The sequence below is a fragment of the Variovorax sp. ISS6 genome (assembly GCF_056523145.1).
Genome location: NZ_JAWRZC010000001.1, coordinates 4,770,105 through 4,790,723, shown reverse-complemented (window position 1 = coordinate 4,790,723; position 20,619 = coordinate 4,770,105). Strand labels below are relative to the sequence as shown.

23 protein-coding genes are annotated in these 20,619 nt (G+C 62.7%); 10 read left to right on the top strand and 13 right to left on the bottom strand.

The genetic code is table 11. The features are described 5' to 3' along the window. From AC1HIL_RS22275 to AC1HIL_RS22240, 8 genes are all read left to right on the top strand, one after another. A complete protein-coding gene (locus AC1HIL_RS22275) occupies positions 1–882 on the top strand; it encodes a branched-chain amino acid ABC transporter permease (RefSeq protein WP_056581653.1) in 882 nt (293 codons plus the stop codon). Beyond that, positions 879–1,895: a branched-chain amino acid ABC transporter permease gene (locus AC1HIL_RS22270; RefSeq protein ID WP_056581651.1), complete on the top strand. Its 1,017-nt coding sequence runs from the start codon at positions 879–881 to the stop codon at positions 1,893–1,895. The genes AC1HIL_RS22275 and AC1HIL_RS22270 overlap by 4 nt, the downstream gene beginning before the upstream one ends. Next, the gene (locus tag AC1HIL_RS22265; protein ID WP_066123746.1) at positions 1,892–2,686 is read left to right on the top strand and encodes an ABC transporter ATP-binding protein; all 795 of its coding nucleotides are present in this window, start codon (positions 1,892–1,894) and stop codon (positions 2,684–2,686) included. Before AC1HIL_RS22270 ends, AC1HIL_RS22265 begins: the two co-directional genes overlap by 4 nt. Continuing rightward, entirely contained in the window at positions 2,680–3,405 is a 726-nt protein-coding gene (locus tag AC1HIL_RS22260) for an ABC transporter ATP-binding protein (protein WP_081266255.1), read from the top strand. Before AC1HIL_RS22265 ends, AC1HIL_RS22260 begins: the two co-directional genes overlap by 7 nt. A gap of 13 nt (positions 3,406–3,418) precedes the next feature. Next, complete coding sequence (locus AC1HIL_RS22255; protein WP_082548887.1) at positions 3,419–3,718, top strand: DUF6166 domain-containing protein; 300 nt, start codon at positions 3,419–3,421, stop codon at positions 3,716–3,718. 67 nt (positions 3,719–3,785) lie between these two features. Beyond that, the gene (locus AC1HIL_RS22250; protein ID WP_081266375.1) at positions 3,786–4,577 is read left to right on the top strand and encodes a sterol desaturase family protein; all 792 of its coding nucleotides are present in this window, start codon (positions 3,786–3,788) and stop codon (positions 4,575–4,577) included. 29 nt (positions 4,578–4,606) lie between these two features. Beyond that, positions 4,607–4,795, top strand: a complete 189-nt coding sequence (locus AC1HIL_RS22245; RefSeq protein WP_081266257.1) for a hypothetical protein — start codon at positions 4,607–4,609, stop codon at positions 4,793–4,795. A 166-nt stretch (positions 4,796–4,961) separates the two neighbouring features. Beyond that, positions 4,962–6,860 (top strand): propionate--CoA ligase, encoded by a 1,899-nt coding sequence (locus tag AC1HIL_RS22240; RefSeq protein WP_056581650.1) that lies wholly within the window; start codon positions 4,962–4,964, stop codon positions 6,858–6,860. 200 nt (positions 6,861–7,060) lie between these two features. On the opposite strand, the gene AC1HIL_RS22235 is transcribed toward AC1HIL_RS22240, so the two are convergent. The 9 genes from AC1HIL_RS22235 to AC1HIL_RS22195 form a co-directional block, all read right to left on the bottom strand. Continuing rightward, the gene (locus AC1HIL_RS22235) at positions 7,061–9,052 is read right to left on the bottom strand and encodes a relaxase/mobilization nuclease and DUF3363 domain-containing protein (protein WP_056581648.1); all 1,992 of its coding nucleotides are present in this window, start codon (positions 9,050–9,052) and stop codon (positions 7,061–7,063) included. A 448-nt stretch (positions 9,053–9,500) separates the two neighbouring features. Beyond that, positions 9,501–10,097 carry a S26 family signal peptidase gene (locus tag AC1HIL_RS22230; protein WP_056581647.1) on the bottom strand — a complete coding sequence of 199 codons (597 nt, stop codon included), beginning with the start codon at positions 10,095–10,097 and terminating at the stop codon, positions 9,501–9,503. Continuing rightward, positions 10,094–10,639: a DUF2840 domain-containing protein gene (locus AC1HIL_RS22225; RefSeq protein ID WP_056581644.1), complete on the bottom strand. Its 546-nt coding sequence runs from the start codon at positions 10,637–10,639 to the stop codon at positions 10,094–10,096. Before AC1HIL_RS22225 ends, AC1HIL_RS22230 begins: the two co-directional genes overlap by 4 nt. After that, on the bottom strand, positions 10,636–10,920 hold the full coding sequence (locus AC1HIL_RS22220) for a hypothetical protein (protein ID WP_056582611.1): 285 nt from the start codon (positions 10,918–10,920) through the stop codon (positions 10,636–10,638). The genes AC1HIL_RS22225 and AC1HIL_RS22220 overlap by 4 nt, the downstream gene beginning before the upstream one ends. Continuing rightward, the gene (gene parA / locus AC1HIL_RS22215) at positions 10,917–11,555 is read right to left on the bottom strand and encodes a ParA family partition ATPase (RefSeq protein WP_056582609.1); all 639 of its coding nucleotides are present in this window, start codon (positions 11,553–11,555) and stop codon (positions 10,917–10,919) included. Before parA ends, AC1HIL_RS22220 begins: the two co-directional genes overlap by 4 nt. A gap of 253 nt (positions 11,556–11,808) precedes the next feature. Next, on the bottom strand, positions 11,809–12,654 hold the full coding sequence (locus AC1HIL_RS22210) for a replication initiator protein A (RefSeq protein WP_369882130.1): 846 nt from the start codon (positions 12,652–12,654) through the stop codon (positions 11,809–11,811). A gap of 14 nt (positions 12,655–12,668) precedes the next feature. Next, positions 12,669–12,950 carry a helix-turn-helix transcriptional regulator gene (locus AC1HIL_RS22205; RefSeq protein ID WP_013721771.1) on the bottom strand — a complete coding sequence of 94 codons (282 nt, stop codon included), beginning with the start codon at positions 12,948–12,950 and terminating at the stop codon, positions 12,669–12,671. Between the two features lie 83 nt (positions 12,951–13,033). Further along, positions 13,034–13,801, bottom strand: a complete 768-nt coding sequence (locus AC1HIL_RS22200; RefSeq protein ID WP_056581641.1) for a DUF2285 domain-containing protein — start codon at positions 13,799–13,801, stop codon at positions 13,034–13,036. A gap of 309 nt (positions 13,802–14,110) precedes the next feature. Beyond that, positions 14,111–14,458 (bottom strand): DUF2958 domain-containing protein, encoded by a 348-nt coding sequence (locus AC1HIL_RS22195; RefSeq protein ID WP_056581638.1) that lies wholly within the window; start codon positions 14,456–14,458, stop codon positions 14,111–14,113. Positions 14,459–14,673: 215 nt separating this feature from the next. Here AC1HIL_RS22195 and AC1HIL_RS22190 point away from each other — a divergent pair, with 215 nt between their 5' ends. Next, positions 14,674–14,943, top strand: coding sequence for a helix-turn-helix domain-containing protein (locus AC1HIL_RS22190; protein ID WP_479670021.1), 270 nt, complete (start codon positions 14,674–14,676; stop codon positions 14,941–14,943). A gap of 404 nt (positions 14,944–15,347) precedes the next feature. On the opposite strand, the gene AC1HIL_RS22185 is transcribed toward AC1HIL_RS22190, so the two are convergent. Next, entirely contained in the window at positions 15,348–15,662 is a 315-nt protein-coding gene (locus AC1HIL_RS22185) for a DUF736 domain-containing protein (RefSeq protein WP_013517162.1), read from the bottom strand. Between the two features lie 735 nt (positions 15,663–16,397). On the opposite strand from AC1HIL_RS22185, the gene AC1HIL_RS22180 reads away from it, so the two are divergent. Beyond that, complete coding sequence (locus tag AC1HIL_RS22180; protein WP_056581635.1) at positions 16,398–16,916, top strand: GNAT family N-acetyltransferase; 519 nt, start codon at positions 16,398–16,400, stop codon at positions 16,914–16,916. 129 nt (positions 16,917–17,045) lie between these two features. On the opposite strand, the gene AC1HIL_RS22175 is transcribed toward AC1HIL_RS22180, so the two are convergent. The 3 genes from AC1HIL_RS22175 to AC1HIL_RS22165 form a co-directional block, all read right to left on the bottom strand. Beyond that, on the bottom strand, positions 17,046–17,255 hold the full coding sequence (locus tag AC1HIL_RS22175; protein ID WP_056581629.1) for a hypothetical protein: 210 nt from the start codon (positions 17,253–17,255) through the stop codon (positions 17,046–17,048). 62 nt (positions 17,256–17,317) lie between these two features. Further along, positions 17,318–19,381: a ParB/RepB/Spo0J family partition protein gene (locus tag AC1HIL_RS22170; RefSeq protein WP_056581626.1), complete on the bottom strand. Its 2,064-nt coding sequence runs from the start codon at positions 19,379–19,381 to the stop codon at positions 17,318–17,320. Between the two features lie 65 nt (positions 19,382–19,446). Next, complete coding sequence (locus AC1HIL_RS22165) at positions 19,447–20,277, bottom strand: DUF932 domain-containing protein (protein WP_056581620.1); 831 nt, start codon at positions 20,275–20,277, stop codon at positions 19,447–19,449. Positions 20,278–20,619: the final 342 nt, after the last annotated feature.

The following is a 20,619-nucleotide window of genomic DNA, read 5'->3' as shown; positions in this document are numbered from 1 at the left end:
ATGCAGTATGCCAACCTCTTTTTAGCCGGTCTCTTCCAAGCCGCGATTTTGTTTCTTGTCGCCTGCGGTCTGCAACTCATCTTTGGCGTTCAAAAGGTCGTCAATCTTGCCTGTGGTTCGTTCTATGCGCTGGGAGCGTTTTTTGCTATTACGGCTGTCGGCCTCTTGCACCAATGGCAAATGCCGATGATTTTTCTTGTTCCAGCACTTGTGTTGTCTGGTGTACTCGTTGGAACAGTCGGAGCTCCGTTAGAGTTGTTGTTACGTCCCGTATATAGGCGAGACCCTAGCTATCAACTTTTGCTGACCTTTGGTCTTTTGCTGATGTTCCAGGATGTTTTTCGTTTTTTCTGGGGTGCTGCACCGAGATCAATGGACAGCTCTCTATATGGAATATATGGAACGATCGACATAAGTGGATTGCAGATCCCTGTATATAACTTTCTTGTCATTGGAGCGAGCATCCTAATCGCAATGATTTTAGGATTGTCACTCAAGCGAACCCGTATTGGACGGATCGTACGGGCTACGGCTGAAAATCGGAACATGACTGAAGCATTGGGTGTTAATTCATCCAAAGTATTCACAATGGTTTTTACGCTGGGCTGCATTCTAGGAACTGTGGGTGGGGCATTGGTTATTCCCACTTCGGCTGCCTCTATGACCATGGCCGCTGAACTCGTGGTGGAGGCCTTTGCAGTTGTTGTGATCGGGGGCTTGGGCAGCATGGCTGGGGCTGCTGTTGGCGCCATCATTGTCGGGCTCATGCGGGCGTTCGCAGTTTCGTTAGCTCCTGAAGTGGAGATTCTCTCCATCTATCTAGTTGTCGTTGTTGTCCTCTTGATTCGCCCTGTTGGATTGTTTGGAAGGAGCGCATCTTGAGCGCAGTATTTGACGTAATTTCTCCGAGAATTCGGCCTCGGCCGAAGCCGCGGTTGCTTAACGGCGTTATTCCATTTGTTGTGTTGCTAGCTGGACTTGCAATTGCACCTTTGATGCTAACGCCGTACAGCACCGTGATGCTTATGCCTGCCTTGGCATTTGGAATCGCTCTTCTCGGCATGAATCTTCTGTTTGGCTACACGGGGTTGCTGTCCTTTGGCCATGCAATGTTCTTGGCTGTAGGGGCATACGTGGCGGCCGCAGCGACCCAGGCGGGCGTTCTCCACTTTGAGTTGATCTTGATCGCAGCAGCGAGTTTGGGAGGACTATTCGCATTGGCGATTGGTGCTCTCTGTGTCCGTTTCACACATATCTTCTTTGGCATGCTCACACTTGCGTTTGGCATGCTTCTTCACTCTTTCCTGTTCAAGTTCTACAACTTGACAGGAGGTGATCAAGGTATGCGTGTCCTGCGGCCGATGTTACTGGGGCAGGATTGGGATATGACTGCGACTCAGTTTCTCAGTGGTCCGTTCTATTACTACTGTTTGATAGTTTATGTGCTGCTCGGATTGCTCACCTGGCGCATCGTCAGTTCGCCTCTTGGCCTCCAGCTGCGCGCTATTAGAGACAATGAGAGCAAGGCTCGGTACCTTGGCGTACGTGTCTATCGCCTCCGACTGTTTGCCTTTGTAGTGTCTGGCGTTTTCGGTGCAATCGCTGGCGCGATGTTGGGGGTTTCCACTGGACTTGCTGATCCGGAGCTTGCGTATTGGCCTCAGTCAGGCAATCTTATTTTCATGATGATTCTTGGGGGGGCTGGAACCTTTGTGGGGCCTGGGGTAGGGGCGCTCATTTTTGTTCTGCTGCATGAAGTACTGGTATCGAGTACGGCCTACTGGAGATTTATGTTGGGTGCTACGTTGGTGTTTCTCGTGCTTGTGCTTCCAGAAGGATTGATCGGCACGATTTCCAATCACTTGCAACGTCGTGTAAGGGGAGATGCCCAATGAGTGCCATGTTGAGCGCATGCAATGTATCCAAATCTTATGGATCGTACCAAGCTCTAAAGAATGTGTCTTTGGAGATCGGAGGCGGTGAATTCGTGTCAATAGTCGGCCCGAATGGAGCAGGGAAGACCACACTCGTCAATGTGTTGACGGGGTTGGCGGCCCCCTCCCAAGGGACGGTGCATTTCATGGGAAATAGTATTGCTGGAGTAGGTCCGGTTAAGTTGGCTGCGATGGGCATGGCCCGTTCATTCCAGCTGGTCAATATTTTTCCAGAGGTGAGCGTTTGGGAGACGATCGCAGTTGCTGTAAGTTCAAGGTTGCGTAGAGCTTCGAATCCATTACGAACATTGACCAAAGATCCTCAGATCGAGGACGAAGTTCAGCATATTGCTGGAACACTTGGCTTGCATCACAAGCTTTTTGAACGAGCTGGTTCTCTCTCACAAGGAGAGAAAAAACTCCTTGATATCGCCAGCGCATTTGCACTTCGTCCTAAGGCCATCCTTTTAGATGAACCTACTTCGGGCGTCTCAAGTGGAGACAAATACGGGATTATGGAACTGTTAGTGAAGGCGGCACGCTCGGAAGGGGTGAGCGCCATCATTCAAGTCGAGCATGACATGACACTGGTCGCACGTTACTCGCATCGGGTGATCGCGCTTCAGGAAGGGCGTGTGATTGGAGATATGTCTCCGGATGTTTTCTTTAAGGACTCCTTGATGCTTGAAGCAGTGATCGGCCCTGTCCACAGTAGTCAGAAAAAAAACGAGGGGGAACACCAGCCATGCTGAACGTGTCCGAACTGACCGTGGACATCCAGGGAAGTCGAATTCTTCGAGGTATCAGTCTTGAGGTTCGCGCCGGTGAACTGGTATGTCTTCTCGGCAGAAATGGAGCGGGAAAGACCACCACTTTTCGGTCGTTGATGGGCTATCTTCGGCCCGTTTCCGGGCGCATCTCGTGGGAAGATAAAGATCTTGCGCGCTTGAGCACATGGCAGATTGCGCAACTGGGCATTGGCTTTTCCCCTGAAGAATCGGAAGTGTATGCCGACCTCACGGTCGAGGAAAACATTGAACTTCCGACGTGGACTCGTACCTGTGGCAGACCTGCTGCGGAGCGCATTTCGGAAGCATATCGTATTTTCCCCAAGCTGGAACGATACCGTAAACGCGGGGGGGCAGAGCTTTCGGGTGGCGAGCGCAAGATGGTATCTATCGCCCGCGCATTGGCTCTCGACGCAGAACTCCTTTTACTCGACGAACCTTTTGAAGGTCTCTCACCCGCCATCATTCCACTTGTAGCGGAGGGAGTCGCCGCGATTCGCCAATCTGGGAAAGCCATTGTGATGGCTGAATCCAATTTGCATCATGTTCCAGATTACATAGATAAACTAGTGGTGATTGAGCGCGGTGAAATTATTTACACGGGCTCGTTGAGCGGAGCTCTCGGGGACGTGGAGGTTATGAAAATTATCGCGGGTGCCGTGGATGCGGAACCTCAAACTTGACCAGGGGCGAGATATGAAGACATATACGGGCGATCGAACTATCGATGGAATTAAAGTGCTCGCCGATGGCCAATTGTTGCCTGACCGGACCGACCTGCGTCGCTATGCGGAAATGGGGTTCGAATGGGGGTACGAAGGTGCCGAGCCGCGGCAGTTGGCTTTCGCTCTTCTTTTGGATCACACCGGTGACTTGAATCTTTCCGCTGATTCTTGCGAATCTTTCATGAAGGTCATGGTTGCAAATTTTGATAATGAGTGGAGCATTGCTTCCGCAGATATTGAAAACTGGCTACGAAGCAAGTCAAGGTATTGACTGCGGCTGAAATCGAGTGTTGTTGGCAGGCATGCCCCTGTTGGGGTGAATTTAATTGGAGGTTTTCATGGAGCTTCAATCTACTATGATGAAGGAACGCCAGCGTCGATATCGCAAAGAGTATCGACATCGTGTGGCGGGTTGGTACCACGGTTGGCTGCACTTGGCGATCATTGCCATCAGCGGTTTCACGGCGCTCTACATCTATGCTGCCAATCTTCGCAACGTCCAACTGTGGGAATGGCTGGCCTTGCCATTGGGTTTCATGGCTTATCAACTCACCGAATACTTGCTGCATGCGCATGTAATGCATCGGCCTCGCAAGAACGTCATTTTCCGGGCGCTCTATGTGCGACACACATTGATGCATCATCAGTTCTTTACGCGCGAAGAAATGCGTTTCGCGGATCATAGAGATTGGCGTGTAACGTTCTTTCCCCCTTTCACAATGATCGTGCTTACCTTGCTGTCTCTCGTGCCATCGCTCGTCGCTGGCTGGATTCTCTCCCCTAATTTCGGCTGGCTGTTGATGGCCGCGCTGACGGGTAGCTACATGTTCTATGAACTCGTTCATTTCTCATGCCATGTGAACGACAACTGGCTTATTCGAAATACGCCGATTATTAATACTGCGCGCCGGCATCATACGGCGCATCACGATCATCCATTGATGATGGAAGTTAATATGGGTATCGGAACCCCTATTTTTGATTGGTTGTTTGGAACCTCCGATCTCAAAAGAGGATTTTGGGGTCATATCTTTAACGGCTACAGCACGCGTTATTTGAAGCAAGATCTTCGAAAAACAGTTCGTACACCCAATTCAAATGATGGCGTTGTGAAATCGGCAAGCTTCTAACATGACTGCCAAATATCCGGAGTGATTAAATGCCAACTAAATTCAAAGTAATTATTTCCATACTGATTTTGATGCTCTTCGGGGTGATAGGTTTGTATGAGTTTTCGATTGATCTTCGAACGGCTGGTTGGGCTGCATTTTTCTTGGGCGGGTTTATGGTGTTTTCGATCTGGATTTTTCCTGAGGTAAGCAGGGATGATCCTGTCGACGCCAATTGAGCGGCAGAGGGGTGCTCTGATTACTTCTACTTCAGATCGGATTAAGAAAATGTTCGCTCTCAAGGCAGACGCAGATGTGTGGTCGTTCTGTTTGATTTAGAACAAGTTCGTTGGTACAGCTTTGGCGGCCAGTGACGTCATACTTAACTTAACCTAGTACATCCTGATGAGATTCAATGATTTTCGCAATCTCTCCATCGACGACCGTGATGCCTTCTGGACCGAACAGGCCGGGTTGGTGGACTGGCACAAGCCCTTCGACCGGGTGTGCAACCACGACAACCCACCGTTCGCGCACTGGTTCGAGGGCGGGCTGACCAACCTGTGCCACAACGCGGTGGACCGGCACCTGAAAGACCGCGCAGACCAGAACGCGCTGATCTACGTGTCCACCGAAACGGACACCGAGCGCACCTACAGCTTCCGGGAGCTGCATGCCGAGGTCCAGCGCATGGCGGCGGTGCTGCTGGGGCAGGGCGTGAAGAAGGGCGATCGCGTGCTCATCTACATGCCCATGATTCCCGAGGCCACCTTCGCGATGCTGGCCTGTGCGCGCATTGGCGCCATCCACTCGGTGGTGTTCGGGGGGTTCGCCAGCCATTCGCTGGCCAACCGCATCGATGACGCCGCCCCTGTGGCCATCGTCAGCGCCGATGCCGGATCGCGCGGCGGCAAGGTGGTTGAGTACAAGCCGCTGCTGGACGAAGCGCTGCGGCTGTCCACCCACAAGCCAGCGTCGGTGGTGATGGTGAACCGTGGCCTGGCGCCGATGAGCCTTGTGCCCGGGCGGGACCACGACTACGCGGCCCTGCGCGAGCAGCACCTGGACGCACAGGTGCCCTGTGAGTGGATGGAGTCCACCGCCATCAGCTACACCATCTACACCAGCGGCACCACGGGCAAGCCCAAGGGCGTGCAGCGCGACACGGGCGGGTATCTCGTGGCCCTGGCCGCCAGCATGAAGCACATTTTCATGGGCGAACCCGGCGAGACCTACTTCTCCACCAGCGACATCGGCTGGGTGGTGGGGCACAGCTACATCGTCTACGGCCCGCTGATCGCGGGCATGGCGACCATCCTGTACGAAGGCCTGCCGATCCGGCCCGATGGCGGCATCTGGTGGCGCCTGGTGGAGAAGTACAAGGTGACGGTGATGTTCAGTGCGCCCACCGCCGTGCGCGTGCTCAAGAAGCAGGACCCGGCCTACCTCAAGCAGTACGACCTCTCCAGCCTCAAGGCCCTGTTCCTGGGCGGTGAGCCGCTGGACGAACCCACCGCGCGCTGGATCAGCGACAGCCTGGGGGTGCCCATCATCGACAACTACTGGCAGACGGAGAGCGGCTGGCCCATTCTCACCATCGCCAACGGTGTCGAGAAGAAAGCCAGCAAGTTCGGCAGCCCGGGTGTGCCGATGTATGGCTACAGCGTCAAGCTGCTGCACGAATCCACCGGCGAAGAACTCACCGGTGCCGATGAGAAAGGGGTGGTCGTCATCGAAGGGCCCACGCCACCGGGTTTCATGCAGACGGTCTGGAAGGACGACGCGCGCTTCGTCAACACCTACTGGAAGAGCATTCCCGGCAAGCTGGTCTACAGCACCTTCGACTGGGGCATTCGCGACCAGGATGGCTACTTCTACATCCTGGGCCGCACCGACGATGTGATCAACGTGGCGGGCCACCGCCTGGGCACGCGGGAGATCGAGGAAAGCATTTCCAGCCACGCCAATGTGGCCGAGGTGGCGGTGGTAGGGGTTGCCGACCAGCTCAAGGGGCAGGTGGCGATGGCTTTCGTGGTGGCCAAGGACAGTTCTTCGCTCTACGACGATGCCTCGAAACTCAAGCTGGAGGGCGAGATCATGAAGCGGGTGGACGAGCAGTTGGGTGCCGTGGCGCGCCCGGCACGGGTGCGCTTCGTGACAGTGCTACCCAAGACCCGCAGCGGCAAACTGTTGCGCCGCGCCATCCAGGCCGTGTGCGAGGGGCGCGATCCGGGTGACCTCACCACCATGGACGATCCTGCTGCGCTGCAACAGATACGTGCATTGTTGGTAGAAGAATACTAGAAGAAAACACACCGGAATTGCCGAAACGTGCCTCACTTGCGTACGGTAGTAGCAAAGCTTTGAAGTCAGCCCTCTGTCACAAACAGACGGAGAGAGTTGTGCAGTCCATCACCTCGGTATCAAAGCCAACACACGGTAAAATCCCAGTGATTGCTGGCCCGAATGAGGGGGCGTGTTGAATCTCTGATTTGCTCCATTCATCATTGGATGGACAGGTAGCGCCGTCGCCCGATCTTCCATGACACGCTCCCGCCTCGCATTGTGGCGACGAGTTGCTGCCCCAGCCGCTGTTCAAGCACCGGCTTCCAAGGCACCAAGCTGAACCCCATACCCTCATCGAGCAGTGCGTAGCGTCCGCTGGCAAGCATCACGCTGCGCCGGTAGATGCCGGCCACGCGCTGGCCGTCAGCCACGGGGCGATACCCCAAGCCGGTTTCGGCGGCAATGTCCTTCGCGGCGAGCGTCAGTTCCCGGTCGCGCAGCGTGCCCAGCAGGTTGCGCGCCAAGATCACGCGCTGCCCGCGCCGCTCGGCCAGCCCCTGTTCCGTCAGGAAGTTGGCACGCTGCTGCATTGCCTGCTTGGCCTCGCTACCAAAACCCAAATCACCCAAGCCGGAGCCGCCGCCGATCAACTGCTGGTCGAGCCAGGTGGCGCCGATGACGCGAGCTTGACGCTCAATGGGCAGGTGCGATTTTAGCTCCACGGCCACGCCGCCCAGGCGCTGCGCGTCGTACTGGCGGCCACGCTCGGGCAGGTCGTCCGGCACCTTCCATAGCCCCTCGGCCACGCGCTCCACGATGCCAGCCCGGCGCAGGGCTTCCAGGCGCCGGACATGGGCTGCCACGACTTCTTGCGGATCGCGGCCAGGGACAGTCTGCCCTTGCGCGATGGCAAGGTGATGGTCGGTGCGGTACAGGCCATTGCTTGCCATCGCGGCGATGGTCTTGTCCGCCGCCCGTATCTCGGCAGAGCCTTTCACCTCGACCACCGCGCCCATCGGATACTGCTCCAGTTTCGTCCTGGGCGACAGCGCGACGTAGTGCGCCTTGCCGTCGATGCCATCGACCACGAGATAGCCCCGGTCGTACAGTTCGTCGGCCAGCCCCTTGCCCGCTACGCGGCCGATGATGGAGTGCCCATCTTCGGCCGGCTGGAACACGGCCAGGTCGCGCTGCCTGCCGCCCATCGCACGTTGCATGGTGCGGATGATGTCGCCGCGCTCGCCCATCGCCCGCAGGGTGGACTCAGCTTCGGCGTGGACGGCACAGGTGCCAGGCTGGGTTTCCGTCGCCAAGCCCATGCGCTGAAGCCGTTGCAGTCGCCCGACCAGCAGCAGGCGCTGGCGCTGCAGCTTGGGATCATTGAAGCGTTCGATTTTCACCAATCCCTCTACCGCTTCACGCTGCAAGGTTCGATCCAGAGAAGTCCAGCGCTCCTGCTCCACCTCGCGGGCCAGAGTGCGCTGGATCTCCAGCTCGGTGCGTGGCCCGAGCCATTCGGTGGCCAGCTCCATCGCCCGCTCGCGCATCCCGCGGGTGATGTACTCCTGCGAGATGATGAGGTCTTTGCCCGTATCGTCCTTGCCGCGCAGCACGACGTGGGTGTGCGGGTTGTCGGTGTTCCAGTGATCCACCGCCACCCAGTCCAGCCGGGTGCCCAGATCAGCCTCCATGCGCTGCATCAGGTGGCGGGTATAGGTGCGCAGGTCTTCGAGTTGGTCGGCATGCTCGGGCGAGACGATGAAGCGGAACTGGTGACGGTCGCCCCGCCCGCGTTCCTCGAAAGCTGCCGTGTCCGCCTCGTCGGTGATGGTCCCATAGGCCCGTCCCTGTTCGCCCTGGCGATCCACGCCTTCGCGCCCGATGTAACGCAGGTGCTGCACCGTCGATTTGCCGCTGGCCTGCTGCAAATACACCAGCCGAACCTTGACCGTGGCCCGGCGTGAATAGGCAGTCAAGGACTGGCCCGTGAAGCTCGCCGCCGTATGCCCGCGCCCCAGACGAGAACCAGGCGCCTTGCCGGTGGTTTTGCCCCTCACCTTGCCACCCATTCCGCGCTTGCCGCCTGTAACGCCAGCCGCCTTGCTGGTCTGACGCAGCACCTGCGCAATGAAGGTGTCGCCGCGCTGCTTCGGCTTGCCTGGCCGCACGCGGAAACGGTCATCACCATCCGAGTTTCCGCGCTGGCTCATGATGCGCCTCCAGCCAAGCCCATCGCGCCCGAGCGGATGCGGCACACGGTGTTCCCAATGCCTGCATGGCATTTGCGCTGTTGGCGGCACGAAGCCACCCTGTGGCGCGTGCTGCCCCAAACCCATGTGCAGACTGGCTTTGCGCGCACCGTGGTGCCGCGCCCTTCAATCTTGCCTTCCGCCTTTGCCCCTCGCTGGCGCTCCGGGCAGCGGCGGCCCGGCGGCGCTGCTGCACGAGCAGCCAGCACGCCGGCGAACGCAGCGACGGCCACAGGCCGGGCGCGTTCGAGGCAAGACACCTGCACGTTGGACGGCTGCGCCGAAGGCAGCGCGAAGTGCGGCGCGGATGCGCTCGCACTGCACGCGCGACGACACGGCGACGGCCAGCAGCACGACACGCCCGATGGCACGACAAGATGCACGGCAACGTGCAGCAAGTCGGCGGCCATCATGGGCGGGACTCCAGCCAGACCGGATGCGCGACGCCAATCACGGCGCCCACACTGACCGGCCCGAAATACCGGCTGTCGAACGACGCCGGGTTGGTCACACTGAGCAGGAACAGTTCACCGGGTTCGAGGCGACGGCACTGCTGCCAGGATGGCAGCGGCCGGCCCCAGCGGTCGGCAGGCAGCACAGCGGCCGAAGGCACGCCGTCGATGCGGACGATGCGGCCAGTGATGCACACCTCCTGCGGCGCGATGGCGCCCACGCGCTTGAGCAGCGGCACGCGCGCCGGCAGGTAGCCGCGCTGCGCGGCCAGCGCGGCGGCGTCTGGCGGCAGCGTGGTCAGGACGATGCTGCCCACTTCCAGCCGACGCGGCAGCGAGCCGGTGCCGTGGCGCTGCGGATTGACGCGATACCAGCCGACCGCCACGCTGTCGGACGGGTTGTAGATCAGGCGCGGCAGCGGCTGCACGAAGGACGCCCAGGCCAGCGCAGCGAGGCCGCAGGCGGACAGGCCCGCCAGTACGAGGCGAGCGCGCAAACGTGCGCGGGGCGAGCGAGGACGCGACGCGGCGCCGGCAGTCGAAACGGCGGTCATGGCAGTGCCCTCCCGGTCAGCCAGGCGGCGTGCCGCTCGGCGGTGTATTCGGGCAGCGGCAGACGCGCAGCGAGCCGGTTGGCGAGCGTGCGCCAGTACACGGGCGAAGCGGCGGATGGCGCGATGCCTAGCGCCTCGATGGCGTCGATGCGCTCCAGCACGGCGCGCACCTGGTTCTCCCCCTCGGCGTGCAGCAGCAGGCGCGCGCCCGGCTGCACGCCGGGGATGCGCTGCGCCGCATCCAGCGGCGTGCAAGCCTGCATCACCATGAGCTGCCAGCGGATCGTGCCGTAGTCGTTGGCCTGCCAGCGGATGCGGCTGAACATGGCGCCCGGCAGGAACACCGCGCAGCGCCGCCAGCGGTCGAGCTGGAGCGTGCGCGCAGGTTCGCCGAAGCGCAGGTAGAGCTTGAAGCGCGGTTCGATGTAGGCCAGCGCCACGCGCGTCAGCGGCGTGCTGGCAGGCTGGCCGGAAGGTGCTGCGTGCGCAGCCGTGGCCGCGCACGCAACAGGCGCGGCGGCAGACGAAACGGATGCAGTCATGGGGTGTTCTCCCTGCGGTGCTCTGGAAACTCCCGCTCCAGCAGGCCGCGCAGCAGGTCGGCCACGGTCACGCCCTGCGTGAAGGCCGACACCTTGATGCGCGCCCGCATCGCGGGCGTGATGTCGAGGGTCAGGCGAGCCGTGTAGAGGTCGCCCTTGCCCAGCGCATCGGCATCGCCCTGGCGAATCCACGCCTCGGCGTGCGGATTCGCGGGCGGACGCGCGCCGATGCCGACGCGCTTGGCCGTGCGTTTGCTGTTCGGTGGCGGCGTCGTTGTCATGTCGTCCACCGCAATAGTTCATCGACCAGCGCAGTGATTTCGCGTGCGGCGGTGCTGTCCGGCGCCGTCTCGCGTGCAAGCCGGCCAGCGGCGACGCTGTCGGCGAACACGATGCGCTGATGCACTTCCGCGCGCAGCGCAGGAAGCGGTTGGTCGGCCAGAGCCTGGCGCGCTTCGCGCCCGATCACGGTGGTGCTGACGCGCCGATTGATGACGAAGGCCGCGCGCAGCGCTGGCCGAAACACCTGCGCCTCACGGATCAGCGCCACCATCTCCGCGCTGGCCCACAGGTCATAGGGGCTGGGCTGCACGGGAATCAGCACGCGCTCGGCCGCCAGCAGCGCGGAACGCGCCAAGGCAGCGATCCTGGGCGGGCCGTCGATGATGACGTGATCGGCCCGCCTGGCGAGTTCTGGCGCCTCTTGGTGCAGCGTTTCGCGTGCGAGGCCCACGGCGCTGAACAGCCTTGGCAAGCCTTGCTGGCTTCTGCGCTGTGTCCAGTCTAGCGATGAACCCTGCGGGTCGGCGTCCAGCAGCATGACATGCTGCCCGCGCATCGCCAGCTCGCCGGCGATGTGCGTGGCGAGCGTGGTCTTGCCCACGCCGCCTTTCTGATTGAGCAGAGCAACGATCATGGCTTGGCCCTCCATGCTGGAAAGCCGGGCTTTTGCTGCTGCCTTTCATGCCGTGTGGTGGTTATCCACCGTGGCGCGGCGCTTCTACTAAAAGTTAGAGAATTTAAGTTAGGGAAGTTAGAGGGACGCGAAACCCAGTGCTGGCGCGGGTTTGCGGCCGATTTTGTTGCCTGATAGCACGAGGATTCGTTGCCTGATAGCACGACACCTCTGTTGCCTGATAGCACGAGTCCATCCACAGACTCTCCCGAAGTTATCCCCGTGCCGTTTGCGGCACGGGCCGGAAGGTCAGCAGCGGCGAGGAAATCCCGGACGCGTGCTCGATGCCCAACAGGTAGCCCGGCAAGGCTTGCCGCGCCACCAGCGCCCGCAGGTCGGCGGCGAAGTCGTAGTAGCGCGCCACGCTGCCCGATTTGCGGTACAGGTGCTGGAAGTCGAATTGCCAGCCGCCCGGCTGCCGCCCGCCGTGCTTGCGCACCAGGCGGTACAGCCACCGCTCGATGCCGCCCGTGAGCCGGAAATACGCCGGGTCGATGGTCAGCACCAGGGCGGCGTCGAGCACGCCGGCAAAGAACCAGTCCGGCAGGATCAGTTCGAGGCCCAGCGGCGTGCCGCTGGCATCGGCCAGTTCCTTCCACTCGTTGATCCAGGAAAACCGATGCAATCGCCGCCCGGTCGTCTCGCGGATGGACGTGGCCACCGTGGTCGATTGCAGCCGATCCAGCGCAGCCTTGAGGCGCTGGTAGTCGCGCAGCGACGTACCGCGCCCAATGAAGCGCAGCACCTCGTAGGGGCGTACCTGCATCAAGCGCGAAGGCCGCAGGCCCGCGTCGCGCGCCTCCACGATCTGGCTGGCGGCCCAGATCAGGATGTCGGCATCCCAGATCGTGGCGATGCCGTGCTCCTGCGTGCCTTCCACGCGGATCGTCACGTTGCCCGCCCGGAAGTCGATGGGCTTGACCCGTTTGGACTTCGCCAGCGAGAAGAACGGAAAGGCCATCAAGTCCTGGCTGTCGCGTGGCGCCATGTCGCCCGGCAGCGCGCGAAACAGGTCGAGCTGTTCGCGCTCCTGCAAGGGTGTGGACATGGCGAAGGCCATCCACGCGCCGCCGATCAGCGCGCACGGCTGTCGGCCGAGTGGTGCTCGGCGTACTCGGGATCGGAAGTCGTCTCGAAACTGCGGTCGGCGGCCCAGGCATCGAGGTCGGCCACGGCGTACATGACCCGCCGGCCGAACTTGCGAAAGCGCGGGCCGCCGCCGATCACGCGCTGCTTTTCCAGCGTGCGCGGCGACAGGCGCAGGTACTCGGCGGCTTCGTCGTTGGTGAGATAGCGTTGGGGCTGCGCGGCAGCGGTCGAGACAGCGGCGGCAGGCCGCAAGGGAGCAGGACGCATGGTGTGAACCTCCATAGCTTTCAAAGCTCCGGCCACACAGCGCAACCGGATGGAGGCAGTCTCAGAAAACGCGGCCCACTTGCTCAGGGTCGTTTTGCGTCGCCTTCAAAACGACCCTTCTCAAGCGGCGCAAGCTGTGCTAGGCGGCGATAGCCGCCGCGCATCAGCGCATCGCCACGCCGCACCAAGCGGCGCACCTTGGAGCGCAAGCCGCCGTCGGCGTACCAGTCGGCCACGGCGTCGGCACCGAACAAGCCTTCGCCGACCTCACGCGAGGACGCGCCCGCCAGGGTCGCGTCGAGCGCCTGCAAGGTGTGCAGTTCCAGCAGCGCGGAAGGTGTTGGCCTGGGCGTGGCGGCGAAGGTCACGCCGGGCACATGACCGCGCACAGGCGCGGCAGTGCCGCCGCGATGGGCATAGGCGACAGCCATGCCGTCTTCCAGGCCGGGGGCCAGCGCAAAGCGCAGGCAATGGCCTGGGCTGCGCGCGATCAGCGCCAGCCGTTTGCCGTCATGGAGCAGTTGCTTATGGCCAGGGATGCGCCAGAACGCGAAGATCGAGGCATCGGGTGGCGGATCTTCATCCGGGTAGAGCTGCACCATCGCAGCGTGGCCGGGCAGCCAGGCCGGATGCGCGTCGCGCGCATCCAGGGCCGGGTCTTCCAGCAGGCGCAAGCCCCAGCGTTGCGCCGCTTCCTGTGCCGCCTGCGACCGACGACGATGGCGCAGCCAGTCGAGCCGGTAGTCGGGGTGCCTGCGCAGGTACTCCCAGGCGAGCGCAAGGCTGTCCAGATGCAGCACGTACAGATACGCGGCAGTCGGATACCAAGGCTCGGCGGCGCGGTCGGCCATGACGCAACCTCCTGGGAACAGGAATCGCCGCCACGGCTGGGCTACGCGCTACATCGCCATCGTCAGAACGTCATGGGTAAAAATGGTGACTGGGGTTGTCAAGACCGATTGGCTCCGATGCGTTGCGGTTTCCGTCTCAATGCGGCGGTGGCAGCGCCCCGACCGTGGGACGCCGTATCGGCCAGCCTGCCGCAACCCAAGCCAGGCATCATGACTGTTTCGATCAGACTGGCCGGGGTATGCCGCAAGAATCCCGATTGAGACCTGCCCGGCATGACGCCAGACTGAAAAAGTCACAGTAGGCCGTATTCAGTCCGGGATCGCTCCGTCGCGCTCGGCCAGCCGGGTGTATTCCGACAGCGTGCGCGTGGGGCGGAAATAGAGGTCGCGTAGCACGGGCTGCTGGCGCGGCCCGACGATGCCGGCCAGGTCGGACAGCTTCACCGTCCCCAGCTCTGGCATCCCCAGCCCGAGGTCGATCAGGCCGTAGGCCGTATCGCCGTCCGCAGGATCGAGCGCGGCCAGCAGCCAGGTCACATGCGCGTCCGGCGTGAACAACCGCACCACGGGCACCGGGTCGATGGCCTCGCCAGCGGCGCGGGCCTTGCCGTGGGCCAGCAGGCGCGCGCGGTCGTCCTCGGTGATGAGTGCCGTCATGGCGCCACCCTCCGGCCGCACGAATCCGCCGAAGCGCAAAAGCGCAAAGCCGTACCTGCGGATTTGGGCATAAACACGATGGCGGTTCCGTGATTTCGCGCCTTTGTTGAAACCCGCAAATGCGGATTTCTGTAGAAGCGCAGAACAGTGAGCTTTTGATGAATGAGTTAAAGATAACGTGGTTTTAATTGTGCTGCGAATCGACGCTTCTGTCCATGCAGAAGCGATCCGTCCAGCCCGGCCGACCGGCCGGCGCCACCACCTTCGACGCCGAGCTGGCTCAAGCCTTCGGCGCGGCGGTGCGTGCGCTGCGCACGGAACGCGGCATCGCCCAGGAGACGCTGGCGCACCTGGCCGGCGTCGAGCGTTCGCACATGGGCAAGGTGGAGCGTGGCGAACACCAGCCCACGCTATCGCTGATCTTCAAGATTGCCGGCGCGCTCGAATGCAGCACGGCGGTGCTGATGAGCGAGGCTGAAAGCTAGCTCGCGGCAGCGGCCCAGCCGTAGGCGCTGGCCGGGCCGATCCGGCGCAGCCGGTTCGGCGGCATCGAGGGGCGCCAAGCATCGCGCGGCGGGGATAGCCCACAGGGCTTTCCCCTGGAGTGCAAGCGCCAGCGCGTAGCGCCGCAGGCGCGAAGGCGTGAGGGATTGGAGCCGAATGGCCGTGACGGCTTGCCGGCACGGGGCGCAGCCCGAAAGCCCGGCGGCGCTTGCAGCGCCGACACGCCATCCTGGGCTTGCTACGCCACGGGCTGCGGGCCATCCACCGATGAATACCGGCCCTGGTGAACATGCCAAGAGGCACCCGTTGCCGAACCCCGTGCGTGCGGTGCTGCGATGAGCAGCACAGCGCCCCGCCGCAATGGGCGGGGCGCTGTGGGCGGCCGTCAGGCCGCCTTGGGCTTGTTGCGCGACCAGATCAGGTCGTGCGTGCCGTCCTCGTTCTCGATCAGGCGGGCATAGACCGTTGCCGGGAATGAAGGATCGTCCAGGGTCACGGACACGTAGGGGCGTCCGGCCTCGCTGGTTTTCTTCCACGCCGCGCCGATGTCGTGGCCAGCCGCTTGCAGGCGGAAGTCGGGGGCGCTCTCGTTGTTGCCCTTGTCGTTGGGAACCAGCTTGACCTTGACGTTGAGCGTCAGGGTGCGGAGCTGGCCGTTGAAGCCGTCTTTGTCTGCGGTGAAGGTGCCGATGTTGGCCATGATGATTTCTCCTTTCGGGTTGAACAAGGTCGCGCCAGTGCGTCCTTGTTGTGATCCGTCCGGCGGGGGATGGGCTGGCCGCACCGCGCAGCGGTCGCAACACCGTGGAGAACCTGGAGGCGAAAAGAATTTGTCCCGCGAGGAATGCGCGCAGCGCAGGGGAAATTGTTTTCGCTGGAAGGTTGCGGCCATGAAGCCCAAGGCGCAGCCGCGCCACCGCCAGGATTCACAACAAGACAAGGACGCACAGGCCGCCCGCTCCCGAATGGAGACAGGGCCGACTCGGCATCCCCGCGTGACGGCTTCACCGGCTTGCGCCCTGACGCGGGCCAGGTCAATGCCCCGACGACAAGGCCAGAGCGCCCCAGCCGCAGCTCGCGGCACATGCTTGAGGCGTGGTGAGGAAGCTCCATCGGGCGAGGCCGAGCGGTGTGTCGGTGAACCGTCCTTCGTGACGTACAGGCAACGAATCGCCAGCGTCGAGGACGGCACGCTTTTGCACAACCTGCCGCAGCAAGCCGGGGCGTAGCCCCACAAGCTCCGCCCATTGCGGCGGGGCGCAGCCTTCCTCGCAAGCGAAGCGCGCAGCGCCACAGGCGCGAAGGCGTGAGGGATTGAAGCCGAATGGCCGTGATTCGGCACGAAGCACGGGGCGCAGCCCGAAAGCCCGGCGGCGCCTCGCGCCGACACGCCCAGGCCGTTCTATATTTTCAGGAAGTAACCCAAGACAAGCCCATGACTCTCCAGCTCCGACACGAAACCCCGGACGACATTGCTGCCATCGAAGCCGTCACGACGGCCGCTTTCGCCGATGCGCCGCACACCAGCCACACCGAGCAATTCATCGTGCGCGCACTGCGCACTGCCAACGAACTGACGCTTTCCATCGTGGCCGAAGAACACGGCCAGATCATCGGCCATGTGGCCCTGTCGCCCGTGACCATCACCGACGGCCACGGCCGCCAGGCTGAGGACTGGTACGGGTTGGGGCCGATCTCCGTCCTGCCGCAAAGGCAGGGGCACGGCATCGGCTCGCGCCTGATGGAGCAGGCGCTGTCTGAACTGCGGGCCATGCAGGCCGCAGGCTGCGTGCTGCTAGGCGATCCCGCGTATTACGCGCGTTTTGGTTTTCAGGCCCATGCGGGCCTGCAACTGCCGGGCGTGCCGCCCGGCTACTTCATGGCGCTGGCCCTGCATGGGCCAGTGCCCGAAGGCATCGCGCGCTACAGCGATGCCTTCAACGCCACCGCCTGAGCCACCGCGAAGGCGGCGGCGTTCTGACTCGGCTGCTGGCCTTGAACACCGGGCGCGGCCACTGCCGCGCCCGGATTTTGCGTCCACCGCGCCCAGGACGGAACGGCCTGGGCGCGGTGCTGAACGCGGTTATTCCTTCGTCTCGATGAGCCACCACACGGCACGCGGCAAGGCGCGGCCCGTGATGGGGTGAATGTCGGTGAGGTCGGCGCGGGCCGACCAGCCCGAGGGCGGGCGGTAGCCGCGCACGTCGCCATCGTCGTGCCAGCGGCGAGCGCGTACCGTGCTGGGCGCGTAGATCGCCGCCATGCGCGGGCGGCTGCTGGTGATGCGGGTCATGGGGGCTTCTCCTTGCAGCGAAGCGCCCCGGTCGAGGCCGGGGCGCTTGCCTTCGGCGCGGGTCAAGCGGCCAGCGCCTCGGCGGGTTCATCCGCCATTGCCTCGGCATCCTCCGGGGCATCCTGCGCCTGCGTTTCCTGCGGCGCAGCTTCCGGGCCTTCGGTCTTGAAGATGGCAGGCATCCAGCCCGTGCCATCGGCCAACCGCTCGGCTTCGCTGGCAATGTCGGCCTTCTTCAACTTCGCCAGTCGCGTGACGTGCTCGGGCGCGTACTGGCCCACGGCTTCCAGAATCACGGCCTTGGAAACGTGCTTGAAGTAGCCTTCTGCGGTCGGCTTCCACCATGCAGCCATGTCGAGGCCCACGGCCTGCGCCAGTTCCTCGCCGGGCTGGTGCGGTGTGGCACGGGGCGTCACCACGTCCACCGTGGAAGCCACGCACACGGCCAGCAGCCGCACCAGTTCATCTTGCGGCTTCGCCAGCAGCGCGGCAAACAGTTCGGCGCTGTCCTCCGGCAAGGCTTCGCCCGCCACCTGTTGCAATTCGCACAGCGCCACGGCGGCGGGAGTTTCCGGCCAGTCCGGGGCCATGCCTTCCAGCCGGTCTTGCACTTTGAGGCCCACGCCCAGCGGCAGAGAATCACGGCTGCGGCCGTAGCGGCGTTCCTGCAAGACGGTCTGCACCATGCCATGCACCACGGCGGCCAGCGCGGCTTGCGGATGCCGGGCGACTTCGATTTGTAGCGCGGCGGTGCGGTGGGCGCTCAAGCGTTGCGCCAGCCGGTCGGACATGGCGGCGGTCTTGGGTGGCTCGTCGTCCTCGCCTTCGTCGTCGTTCGCGGCTTCGCCTTCGCTGCCGAAACCTTGGCGCAGCCTTTCCAGCGTGCGCAGCGCCTTGGCCTCGGCCTCGCGCATCAAGCCGCGATGAATCACGGCTTCGCCGTTGCGGTCGATGGTGACGATGGCACCGGCTGCGGCCTTCACGGTCGCGCCGTAGTCCTGCAAGCCATCTTCCAGCACCTGCAACTGCTCGCCCAGGGTTTCGCCTTCCTCCTGCAAGGCGTCGGCCTTTTCCTCATCGTCAGCGTCCAGCGCAGCATCCACGGCTTCGGCCAGTTCGTGCATCTTGGTTTGCAGCTTCTCGATGCGTGCGGCTTCACGCTTGTTCGGTTCGCGCCGCTCCTTCGGCGCACGCTGGAAGGCGTGCAGGTCGGCATGGGTCACGCCTGGCGTGGCATCCACCCATGCCCAGCCTTCGGCCTTCACCTCGGCAGCAATGCCCGTCAGCTTATTGAACGCCAGCCCTTCCAGCAGCGCGGCATCGGTCAGATACACGCCCGCGTCATCTTCGGCGAACAGGTCACGGCGGATGCCACCGCCTGCGGCCTCGTAGCTGTCCAGCCCGACGAAGCGCACCAGCGGATGCCGGTAGGCGTCGATTTCCCTTTCGGTGAGGCGTTCGCGCAGGTTGGACGGGTGACGCTGCCAGGTTGGCGCATCGTAGAACGCGCTTTCCTGCGCGGCGTGGTCATCGGTGATGGCAAGGGCCATCAACTGGTCAAGGCTCACGGCATCGGCGCGATAGTCGGCCATGAGGCGGGGCGACACGTTCGCCAGCTTCAAGCGGCGCTGCACCACCAGCGGCGTAACGGAGAAATCCGCCGCAATGTCCTCGATGGGGCGGCCTTCGGCCACCAGCGCCGCGAAGGCTTCAAACTGGTCTGCCGGGTGCATGGCTTCGCGCTGCACGTTCTCGGTGAGGCTGGCGGTGCGGGCGGTGCCATCGGCCACCAGCAGGCAAGGCACTTCCCATTCCTTGCTGATTCGGTGCTTTTTCGCCAGCAGCTTGAGGGCTGCGAGGCGACGGCCACCGGCCACGACTTCGTAATGCTCGCCATCGGCGGATGCAATCACGATCAGGTTTTGCAGCAGGCCGACACGCTGGATGCTTGCGGCAAGTTCGGGGATGGACATGCGCGGGGTCTTGCGCACGTTGCGGCCCGTGGGGCGCAGCACCAGCCGCGACAGTGGAACCAGAATCAGGTTCTTGGTCGGGTCGGCGGCTTCCAACGGGATAGCGGCGGCGGTATTGACGGCGCGGGCTTCGGTTTGGGTAACGGCGTTCATGGTGAATCTCCAATCGAGTGAAACAAGGGAATGGAGGGGAACCGCCCCTCCGGCGGGGAAACGGTTCAGGCTTTCAACTGGCGCAGGCCATCGGCCAGCATCCAGAGGGCGCGATTGAGGCGCACATCGGAATCAATGCCCTGCACCGGGCGGGTCTGCTGGCGGCGTCCGTTGGCGCTGCGGCCATGCAATCCGCCTTTGGTCAGGTTTTCCTGCGTGCGGTTGAACACGCTCCACAGGTCGGGGCGGCGGTCGTCGAACCGGCGCGGCATCAAGATTTGCGATTCGGTGATGGGCGCGGGCTTCTTGTCGGTGGGGTCGTACTTGAGGGCCAGCGCGGAACGGGCGAACACTTCGGCTTCGCCTTCATCCAGCGTGATAGCGCGCATGGCATCGCGGGAATCCTTCACCCGCTCGAAGCCGCTCAACACCTCGAAAGCGCCTTCGATGACGGAACCGGCTACGTCGCCCTTATGGGGTACGCGCACGTCCGCCACGGTGTCGCCGCACACAAGACCATTGCTGCAAACGAAGCGGAACATTCCGGCCAGCATCTGATAGCTGCTGGTGCCGTCATGCGAGTTCAGCAGCACGATTTCGTTGGCCTCTGCGCCGTTGATCTGGCTGGCGTGGCGCAGGCGCAGCATGTGTTTCGTGTGCTCGCGCTTGCCTTCATCGCGCACGCGGGTCTGCGTCACCATGAAGGGTTGAAATCCCTCCTTGCGAAGCTCGGTCAGCACGGCGGCGGTGGGGATATAGGCGTACCGCTGCGAACGGCTTTCGTGCGGGGCATCCGCGAAGATGGACGGGGCCACGCGATGAATCTGGTCATCGGACAGCGGGTAGTCACTGCGCAGCGAAGGGGAGCGGGAAGCGAAACGGGATGCGAGTTGCATGTCTTTCTCCTGAACAAAAAGGCTGTTGAAGAAAACCGCACACCGGATTCCTAGATTCGGAGCCCAGCCTTTCGGCTGTTCGGTGCGGTCGGCACGAGGAACCCGGTTGGCCCTGTTGCCACCGTCTTTCCTGAGTTCATCGCCCGCGACGGTCAGGAGCGCGCGAACGGGCGCCGTCAAGGAGGCAAGCGCAGGGTTGGTGCGGCCCGCAGGCGCAGCCGAGGACACGGCCCTGCGCGCCTTGACGGCACACGGGCGCGGGCTACAGTCGCGGTGAAGGTGATGAAGTCAGGGGAGACGGCTGGACAAGGCAACGGCCTTCCCCACACGCCGACCGCACGG